Consider the following 8699-nt stretch of genomic DNA (forward strand, 5'->3'; position numbering starts at 1 on the left):
GCTCCGGTCGGAGCAAGGACGAATCCGGCGAGCGCGGCGAAGAAAAACCTGCGGAAAAGTTTCATGTCTTGAGCCTCCCGATGATCAATGTCTGCTATTTGGGCGAAATGACCACACCCCAGGGCTGCTGGCCCACGGTGAGCGATTGGACCGGCTCGTCGGTGGCCGTGTCGATGAAGGTGATATCGTTGGAATTGCCATTCGTGGTGATCAGCGTTTTCTGGTCGGGCGTGAAGGCCAGATGCCAGACACGCTGGCCGACGAGGATGTATTTCTCCACCTCGTAGGTGTCGGTATTGATCACCGCGACATGGTTCGCCGGGCCGAGCGCGACATAGGCTTTCTTGCCATCGGCGGTGATGGCGATGCCTACCGGCTGGATGGTTTCGGCCCGCAGTCCCTGAATCGCGAACTGGATCTTCTTCACCACTTCGCGTTTGGCGTTGTCGATGACGCTGACAGTGCCACCGACCTCGGCGCTGACCCAGACCTGCGAGCCGTCGGGCTTGAAGTCGGCGAAGCGCGGGCGCGTGTCGACCAGCACGTTGTCGGTCACCTCATGCGTGCTGGTGTCGATGAAATGCGCCATGCTGGTGGTTTCCGAGGTGTTGACCATGGTCTTGCCATCGGGGCTGACACCCATGCCTTCCGGTTCCACGCCGACCGGAATCTCGGCCAGGACCTGCTTGCTTTCGACGTCGATGGCGGTGACGAGATTATCGTCCTCATTGGCGACATAAAGCGTCTTGCCGTCCGGCGAGAGCACGAACAATTCGGGATCGGGGCCGGATGGCAGCGTACCGACGATTTCAAGCGTCGCGGTATCGATGATCTGGACCGTATCGTCATCGCTGGCGCATAGGTAGACGAACTTGCCGTCATGCGAGATGGTGATGCCGCGAGGTCTCTGGCCGACTTCAACTGTCTTCACCACCTGCATCGTCGCCGTGTCGACGACGGTCATCGTGTTGTCCTTCTCGTTGGAAACGTAGGCCGTATAGGCCGATGCCGGACTGGCCGTCAGGCCGGCCGCGAGAATGGCGAATGCGCAAGCTCGTTTCTGCACGCAAATTCCTCCCGATTGACTCTACTTGAGAGCGCATTTCGTTTCCGGCTGATCGACACCGAGCGTGTCGAGTTCGGAGACTTGGTGAAGATAGCCCTCTTGTGGCGATGTCGAGACGACGGACTTGGTATCGCCAAGCAAGATCGGCTGGCGAAGCTGGAGGTTCCATTTGCGGAAGGTCAGCTTCTGCCCCTTGAAAGCAGCAACCGAAAAGTCGTCCGAGCGCATGTAGTCGCTGATCTTTTTCGCATCGTCGCCCTTGGTGCGCGTGGTGGCCTCGCCGACGGCACGCACCGCCGTCCAGGCCGACATGTCCTTTGAAAGCATCCGCCGGCTCGCCGTCTTCAAGAAGCGGCTCTGCATCTGGATGCCGCCCCATTGTTCGCTGGCGGGATGCCATGACGATGCAACCAGACCGGCCGTGCCGGCGACCAGCCGCGGCGTCCAGGTGCGATAGGGCACGTAGGTCCCGAAAACCTCGCTTTCGTCCGCGACAAGCACCACGTCATGCTCCGGGAGATCTTGCGTGAACACGGAAATCTGCTGCTGTATCTGCGTGGCGCCGGTGTCGGTGCGCCTGGCTGTGCCGGTATCCTTGAATTCCTTCTCGGCGACGATCTGGCCGCCGAAGCGGGTTGCCGCGCGGCGCAACGCATCGGCGTAGAGACGATCCTGCTCATGCGATCCATACAGCAGCACCCAATTCGGCCACTTCTTCACCATGAGATACTGCGCCAGCGCATCGGCCAGCATGCTGCGCGTCGGCGCGACATGGAAAACGTTGACGCGGCAGTCCTCCTCGCGAAGGCTGTCGTCGGTGGCGCCGACGTTGAAGATCAGCACGCCTTTGTCGCGGGCGATGTCGGCGATCGACAGCAATTGTTTGGCTGAAAGATCGGCGACCACATAGCGGTCGCCCTTGGCGATCATGCCTTCGAATGCCTGAACCGCGTCGCCGTCGGGCTTGATCTCGGTCACGTCGAGGCTGAATTTCTGGTTGGTGAACTTTCCGGTCGTATTGTTGTCGCCGATCGCAACCTCGGCGCCGGCGACACCTTCGTCACGTGGCGGCAGGTCGAGCATGGAAAGCGTCAATTGCGGTGCGTAGGCCCGCAAATAGCCTATCTTGATTTCGGTTGTCTTTTTTTCCGGCTTCGCCACCGTTTCCTGGCCTGTCGCGTCGGAAACGTTGACGGTCAGGGAAAAAAAGCACAAAAAGGCAGCGAGAGTGCCTGGCACCGCGCTCGTCATCGATAGTAATTACCCATTCTTGCGCAAAGGTTCGACGGTTGCCGGACCCGCGCCAAGTCAAGGTGCCCATGATCAACTTAGCCGACCCGCAAAATTTATCAAACCCTATCGAAAGACTTTTCGCGCCTGCCAGAACGGTGCGGAAGGTCGCCGGCGTCGATTCGCATGGCAACACCGGCGAGACGTGGCGCAGGGGGATCGACTGCCTCTATAAAAACGTCTTGTCCTCCAAACTGGAGAAACTGTTCAAGTGACCAGAATGCTGGCAAGCGTCACCGGCATCGAAGAGGCGGAGATCGCTCTTTCTGGAGGTGTCGACATCGTCGACCTGAAGGACCCGAAGGCGGGAGCTCTGGGCGCGGTGTCCACGGAAACCATGCGCCGAACGATTTCGTTCATCGCTGGTCGGGCTCCGGTCAGCGCGGTCTGCGGCGACCTGCCGATGGAACCCGAAACGATCCGCATCAAGGCCGAAGAGATCGCGGCGACCGGCGTCGACTATGTGAAGATCGGGTGTTTCCCTTCGGCGAATATCTCTGCCTGCGCACAGGCGCTCGAACCGCTCGCCGCACGAACGAAGCTGATTGCCGTGCTGTTTGCCGATCTGGCGCCGGACTTCGAGCTTCTGCCGATATTCGCCAGGCATCGCTTCCATGGCGTGATGGTCGATACCGCGCAAAAGGGGAAGGGCCGGCTGCTCGATCATCTGCCGCCGGAGCGTATTCCGGGATTCGTCGACCGAACGAAATCGCTCGGTCTGATGGTCGGCCTGAGTGGATCGCTGGAAGCTCCGGATATTCCGCGCCTATTGCCTTTCGCTCCCGATTTTCTCGGCTTTCGGGGGGCGCTGTGTGGCCATTCCGGTCGCACGAGTTCGATCAGCGCCGAGGCGGTCTCGCAGATTCGAGAGTTGATCCCGGCGGAATCCGGGACCGGCGGTCAATCGAGTATCGACTATCGCCTGTTGGCGGCGAGAGGCTATTCGCCGGACACCGACCCGACATTGGGCACGGACAGGATTTTTGTGCGGGATTTTGTTCTGCCGGTCCAGATCGGTGCCTACAGCTTCGAGCATGGCCATACTCAAAAAGTGCGCTTTGATGTGGCCGCCGACGTGCTGCAAATCACCGACCATCCCGAGGACATGCGCCATGTGTTCTCTTATGACATCATCATGGACGGCATTCGCACCATCGTCGCGCGGGGACATATCCAGCTCAGCGAGGCTTTGGCCGAGCAGGTGGCAGCGCACGTCCTGGAGAACCAGCGTGTCGTGCGTGTCACGGTAAGGGTGGAGAAGCTCGAGCTCGGCCCTGGCGGCGTCGGCGTCGAGATCGAACGCAAGCGCCAATCGGCGGGACGCGGCGCTGCCTCCGGCACTGCCGGCCGAAAAGACCGGAGCGTTGTTTTCCGGCCGCGCCAGGAACGCCCCGAAATGCTCCGACGGGCCATCGTCAAGCTTGGCGGCAGCACGGCCCATGCGGCGGGGATGAAGAGCTGGATCGCAGCGCTGGCGGGTTCCAGGCTGCCGATCGTCATCGTGCCCGGCGGCGGCCTCTTTGCCGACCATGTGCGCGAGACGCAGACACGCATGGATTTTTCCGACGCCGCCGCGCATGCCATGGCGATCCTGGCCATGGAGCAGTTCGGCCATGTCATCCTCGACCGGGACGAAAGACTGACGCCGGCACGGTCGCTGGACGAGATCGGGCGAGCGTTGGAGGCGGGCAAGGTTCCGGTGTGGCTGCCGTCGTCACTGGCACTGCCGGCGCTGGATGTTCCGGCCTCGTGGGACATTACCTCCGATTCTCTGGCCGCCTGGCTTGCCGGCAAGCTTGGCGCAAACGCGCTGTTGCTTATCAAGCAGACCGGTGCATTCTTCGATGGCGATACCGCTGACAGCCTGAGGACCCGAGGCATTGTCGACCCCGGCTTTGCCGCCATGCTGCCCGACGGCGTCGATTTCCATCTCGCCGGTCCGAAGGATGCTGCCGAGGCCGGCGCGATGCTCGCGTTGGGCAAGCTGCCCGGCACCAGGATCGTGGCTTCAACAGGGTCGTCGGCAAAGAAGGCGGGATAGCCGATGGTGAAGCTGCATGTGCCGCGCTGGGCATGGGTTTTGACGGGTTCCGGGCATTTCTTTACGGAGAGCTTCGCACTTGTTCGCCAACTCGAACATTGCGATGTCTTCGTGTCGAAGGCTGCCAACGAAGTGTTGCGCATGTACAAGCTTAAACTTGATTTCCCGGAGACGACGCGCGTGCTGCACGACAAGACCGCGAGTGCGATCCCTGTCGGCGAATTCTACCACGGTGTCTATCACACGGTCGTGGTGGCGCCGGCCACGTCCAACACGGTCGCCAAATGCGTGCATGGCATTTCCGACACGCTCGCCACCAATGTCTTTGCCCAAGCCGGAAAGTGCCGTGTGCCAGCCATCGTCTTTGCTTGCGACACCGCGCCGGAACTCGAGACCCAGGCACCGCACGGGCTGGTCAAGGTCTATCCGCGCAGGATCGACCTGGAAAATACCAAGCAGTTGAAGAGTTTTGAGCGGACCCAGGTGGTCGAATCGCTCGCTGATCTCGAAGCCTCGCTCACACGGCGCCGGGCCGAACTCGCAAGCGATGGCTGAGCGGCTGGTTTTTCTTACCGGCCATCTGGCCAAGGCGCGGCTGAAACGGCTGCTGGCCGGGCTGGGCAGTACCGAATTCGCGTGGGAAATCGTCGACGTCGGCGTCAAGGTCGCCGCGCTGATGAGCGAGGACATTGTGAAGCGTCGGCTCACTCTGACAGGAGACGTCGACCGCGTCGTCCTGCCCGGACGCTATCGGGGCAACATCGAGCACCTGTCGGAGCATTTCGGCGTGCCCTTTGTGCGCGGCCCCGACGAGATCGCTGACCTGCCGGCCTTCCTTGGCCGGGCGGGCAAACCGCCGGATCTGACGCGTCACGATATGCGCATCTTCGCCGAGATCGTCGATGCGCCGATGCTGTCGGTCGAGGCGCTGATGGCGAGGGCCTCGATGTTGGCCGCGGCCGGCGCCGATGTCATCGATCTGGGCTGCCTGCCGGAGACGCCGTTTCCATTGCTGCCGGAGGCTGTGCGAGCGCTCAAGGCACGGGGATTTATGGTCAGCGTCGATTCGGCCAGCGTGGACGAACTGACGATCGGGGCACGCGCCGGCGCGGACTATCTTCTCAGCCTCGATGAGAACACGCTGCCGTTGATCTTCGACCATAGGGCTACGGCAGTGTTGATACCGTCCACGCCCGGCGATCTGGATTCGCTCGGCCGGGCCATCGAAGCCGCTCAAAAGGCCGGCGTTGCCTTCATTGCCGATCCCGTGCTCGACCCGATCCATTTCGGCTTCGCCGTTTCACTCGGGCGCTTCATCGAGGCGCGGCGCCGCTGGCCGGACGCCGAATTGCTGATGGGTACCGGCAATCTCACCGAATTGACCGACGCGGACAGTTCCGGTGTTACGGCCGTTCTAGCGGGACTCTGCTCGGAACTCCGGATCCGAAACGTGCTGGCGGTGCATGTCAGCCCACACACGGTGCGGACGATCGAGGAGCACGATATCGCCCGCCGCGTCATGTTGGCTGCTTGCACGGACGGCGCGTTGCCGCGCGGCTATCACCCAGGCCTGTTGCAGGTCCACGATCGCAAGCCTTTCACAGCCTCAACCGACGATATCGAGGCATTGGCGGCCCAGGTCCGCGACGCCAACTTCCGGATCGCGGTAGCGGAGGACGGCATCCATGTTTTCAATAGCAAAGGGCATGCGGTTGCCACGGATGCGTTCGAACTTTTTGCCGGGCTGGACGTCAACGCCGATGGCGCACACGCTTTTTACCTCGGCGCGGAACTGATGAAAGCGGAGATCGCGTGGCGCCTCGGCAAGCGTTATGTGCAGGACGAACCGCTCGCATGGGGCGTTGCCGCGCCGGCTCCTGAAACCGACCGTACCCGTCTTGCCGAGCCGGGCCAGACGCTCCGCGCAAGGAAAGAGCGCTAGACCATGCCCTACATTCGCGAATCGATCATCACGACGGTCAACAAGGCAGGCAACGTCCACATCGCGCCGATCGGCATCATTGCCGAGAATGACGGCTGGGTGATTGCACCGTTCCGGCCGTCGGTCACGCTCGACAATCTCGCCGAAGTGCCATTCGCCATCGCCAATTATACCGACGACGTGCGTGTCTTTGCCGGCTGCCTGACAGGCCGCAAGCATTGGCCAACCGTTCCGGTTGACGGGTTTCCGGTGCCGAGGCTCGAGGCGGCGCTGGCGTATTCGGGTCTCGAAGTCCAGGCGGTCGATGACAATGGCGTGCGCCCCCGCCATTTCTGCCGCGTGGTGCGGGAGGAAGCGCTCGCGCCGTTCACCGGCCTCAACCGAGCCAAGGCGGCAGTGCTTGAGCTGGCCATCCTGGTCAGCCGGCTCGGCATGCTGCCGCGCGATAAGATCGAGGCGGAAATCGCCTACCTTTCGATTGCCATCGAAAAGACCGCAGGCGAGGGCGAAAAGGAGGCCTGGGGCTGGCTGATGCAGCGTGTCAGCGATCACTTGACCGCCAAAGGTTCCGGTAGCGAGGACGCGCGGGGTTAGGCCGAGCGCCGCACCCTGCTTACAACGGATATCCCGCCAAAAGCGCTATCGCGGACGCGGGGGCCGCGCTGCTCGCTTGCCCGCGAACGGTGTCATCGGCGGGGATGATGTCGGCGAAATCGACGTAGCTGCGTTCCATGCGTTCGGCCAGTCGCCTGATCTGCCAGCGACCGATTCCGGCGCCGACGATCGGGACATGCCGCGGCAAGGTCCCGGCAACCAGAGACGCTGCATCGTGCACTTTGCGCAGTTGCTGCTCGCTGAACCAGCGCGCGACTTCACCCCATTCCGGCGGGGTCAGGTCAGTGGCGTCGCGCCCCACCATGCGCGCCAGCCGCGCGATCGAGCCGTCCACGGTCTTTTCCTTGCCGTCGGCGGGAGGGTGCCTGTCGTCGTCCTCGTCGAGCACGCCCAGGATGCGGTGCGCGTCGGCGATCGAGGCGAAATACTCGTTCATCAGCGGCGTTAGCCTGCCATGGACGGGAGCCGACGAGGCTACGCCGAACAGGAATGTCCTGGTAAAGCCGGTATAGACCAATTCGCCGGTTAGAAGCCGTCCGGCATCGGTGTAGCCGTCATTGGCCACGGCGCCGTTCTTGATGGCAATGATATCGGTGGTGGTGGAGCCCATGTCGACGAACAGGGCATCGCCGGCGAGTTTTGCCACCAACAAGGCTGTCGCGTGCCAATTGGCAGAAGCCACATCGGCGCCTAACTGCGCTGCCTGCTCGACCCCGACGAAACCGGATGGTCCGGCATAGACCAGCTTTTTGTCTGTGGGGAAATGGGTGGAAATCTGACCCAGCAGAGCCGCTACGCCGACATCGCGGGACGGAAAGATGTCCGACAGTTCGCCTGTCATGGTGAATGCGTTGAGATCCGCACCCGCGTAGATCGGAGCCGTTTCGTCGAGGGCTGAAGCCAGCTTGTGCAGGCCTTGCCAGAGCGGCGTTGCGATCGTTACCGCCTCGACGATGCGACCGTCTTGTGCGCGGGTCACCTTCAGATGCGCGCCGCCAATGTCGAAACCGGCAATGATGCCCTTTCTTTTTTCCACGCTTCAAGCTTTCATGACGGGGGCAATTGGTCGGTGAAAAAAACGTTGCGTATTATTCCGGTTCTCGACCTGAAAGACGGCGTGGTGGTTCGCGCCCAGCAGGGAAAACGCGATCGCTACAGGCCGATCGTTACGCCGCTCAGCCGAAGCCCTGATGTCGTCGCGGTCGCTGAAGGACTGCGTGGGCTTTATCCTTTTTCGACCTTCTACATCGCAGATCTGGACGCTATCGAAGGCGGAGCGCCAAACAGCGACGCACTCGCCCGGCTGAGGACGATGGCGGAGCCGCCGGAACTTTGGGTCGATGCCGGCGTGGCCGACGAGAAGACACTTTTGGCGGCGCTTGCCGAACGCTCGCTGTCTCCTGTTCTGGGCTCTGAATCGCAGCGGGACGACATGTTGCTGCGGCGTTTTCGCGATCATCCCGATCTCATCCTGTCCCTTGATTTCGTCGGCGATAGTTTTTGCGGACCGCGTTCTCTTCTCGATGAGCCCGAGCTTTGGCCGCAAAAGGTGATTGTCATGACGCTGGCCAAGGTCGGTGCGGCCGCCGGTCCTGACTTCGGGCGGTTGCAGGAGGTCAAGGCCAAGGCCGGAAATCGCGCCGTCATCGCGGCCGGCGGCGTCCGAGATGAGGCCGACATCAGCGCCTTGTCCGCGATGGGTGTCGCCGCGGCGCTGGTCGCAACCTCATTGCACAACGCTACGC

9 protein-coding genes are annotated in these 8699 nt (G+C 62.1%); 6 read left to right on the forward strand and 3 right to left on the reverse strand.

Going from position 1 to position 8699, the window contains the following annotated elements; translation table 11 throughout:
- Positions 1-94 precede the first annotated feature (94 nt).
- Positions 95-1066, reverse strand: coding sequence for a YVTN family beta-propeller repeat protein (locus EN939_RS11490; RefSeq protein ID WP_127268107.1), 972 nt, complete (start codon positions 1064-1066; stop codon positions 95-97).
- Between the two features lie 21 nt (positions 1067-1087).
- Positions 1088-2317: an ABC transporter substrate-binding protein gene (locus tag EN939_RS11495; RefSeq protein WP_127268108.1), complete on the reverse strand. Its 1230-nt coding sequence runs from the start codon at positions 2315-2317 to the stop codon at positions 1088-1090.
- A 38-nt stretch (positions 2318-2355) separates the two neighbouring features.
- On the opposite strand from EN939_RS11495, the gene EN939_RS11500 reads away from it, so the two are divergent.
- The 5 genes from EN939_RS11500 to EN939_RS11520 are packed head-to-tail and all read left to right on the forward strand — an operon-like array spanning position 2356 to position 6933.
- Positions 2356-2571, forward strand: a complete 216-nt coding sequence (locus tag EN939_RS11500) for a hypothetical protein (protein WP_127268109.1) — start codon at positions 2356-2358, stop codon at positions 2569-2571.
- Positions 2572-2576: 5 nt separating this feature from the next.
- On the forward strand, positions 2577-4397 hold the full coding sequence (locus tag EN939_RS39015) for a (5-formylfuran-3-yl)methyl phosphate synthase (RefSeq protein WP_245473080.1): 1821 nt from the start codon (positions 2577-2579) through the stop codon (positions 4395-4397).
- Between the two features lie 3 nt (positions 4398-4400).
- Positions 4401-4952: a flavoprotein gene (locus tag EN939_RS11510; RefSeq protein ID WP_127268111.1), complete on the forward strand. Its 552-nt coding sequence runs from the start codon at positions 4401-4403 to the stop codon at positions 4950-4952.
- Positions 4945-6339, forward strand: coding sequence for a DUF6513 domain-containing protein (locus tag EN939_RS11515; RefSeq protein ID WP_127268112.1), 1395 nt, complete (start codon positions 4945-4947; stop codon positions 6337-6339). Before EN939_RS11510 ends, EN939_RS11515 begins: the two co-directional genes overlap by 8 nt.
- A 3-nt stretch (positions 6340-6342) precedes the next feature.
- On the forward strand, positions 6343-6933 hold the full coding sequence (locus EN939_RS11520) for a DUF447 domain-containing protein (RefSeq protein WP_127268113.1): 591 nt from the start codon (positions 6343-6345) through the stop codon (positions 6931-6933).
- A 19-nt stretch (positions 6934-6952) separates the two neighbouring features.
- Here the strand turns inward: EN939_RS11520 and EN939_RS11525 are convergent, their stop codons facing one another.
- On the reverse strand, positions 6953-7990 hold the full coding sequence (locus tag EN939_RS11525) for a hydantoinase/oxoprolinase family protein (RefSeq protein WP_127268114.1): 1038 nt from the start codon (positions 7988-7990) through the stop codon (positions 6953-6955).
- Between the two features lie 33 nt (positions 7991-8023).
- Here EN939_RS11525 and EN939_RS11530 point away from each other — a divergent pair.
- The coding region (locus tag EN939_RS11530) for a HisA/HisF-related TIM barrel protein (RefSeq protein WP_127268115.1) at positions 8024-8699 on the forward strand (676 nt) is incomplete at its 3' end.

This window comes from Mesorhizobium sp. M7A.F.Ca.CA.002.05.1.1 (assembly GCF_003998335.1).
Classification (GTDB): Bacteria; Pseudomonadota; Alphaproteobacteria; order Rhizobiales; family Rhizobiaceae; genus Mesorhizobium.

Coding starts and splice junctions, on each gene's coding strand:
- EN939_RS11495 (WP_127268108.1), bottom strand. CDS start 2,317: ATGACGAGCGCGGTGCCAGGCACTCTCGCTGCCTTTTTGTGCTTTTTT.
- EN939_RS11510 (WP_127268111.1), top strand. CDS start 4,401: ATGGTGAAGCTGCATGTGCCGCGCTGGGCATGGGTTTTGACGGGTTCC.
- EN939_RS11515 (WP_127268112.1), top strand. CDS start 4,945: ATGGCTGAGCGGCTGGTTTTTCTTACCGGCCATCTGGCCAAGGCGCGG.
- EN939_RS11520 (WP_127268113.1), top strand. CDS start 6,343: ATGCCCTACATTCGCGAATCGATCATCACGACGGTCAACAAGGCAGGC.
- EN939_RS39015 (WP_245473080.1), top strand. CDS start 2,577: ATGCTGGCAAGCGTCACCGGCATCGAAGAGGCGGAGATCGCTCTTTCT.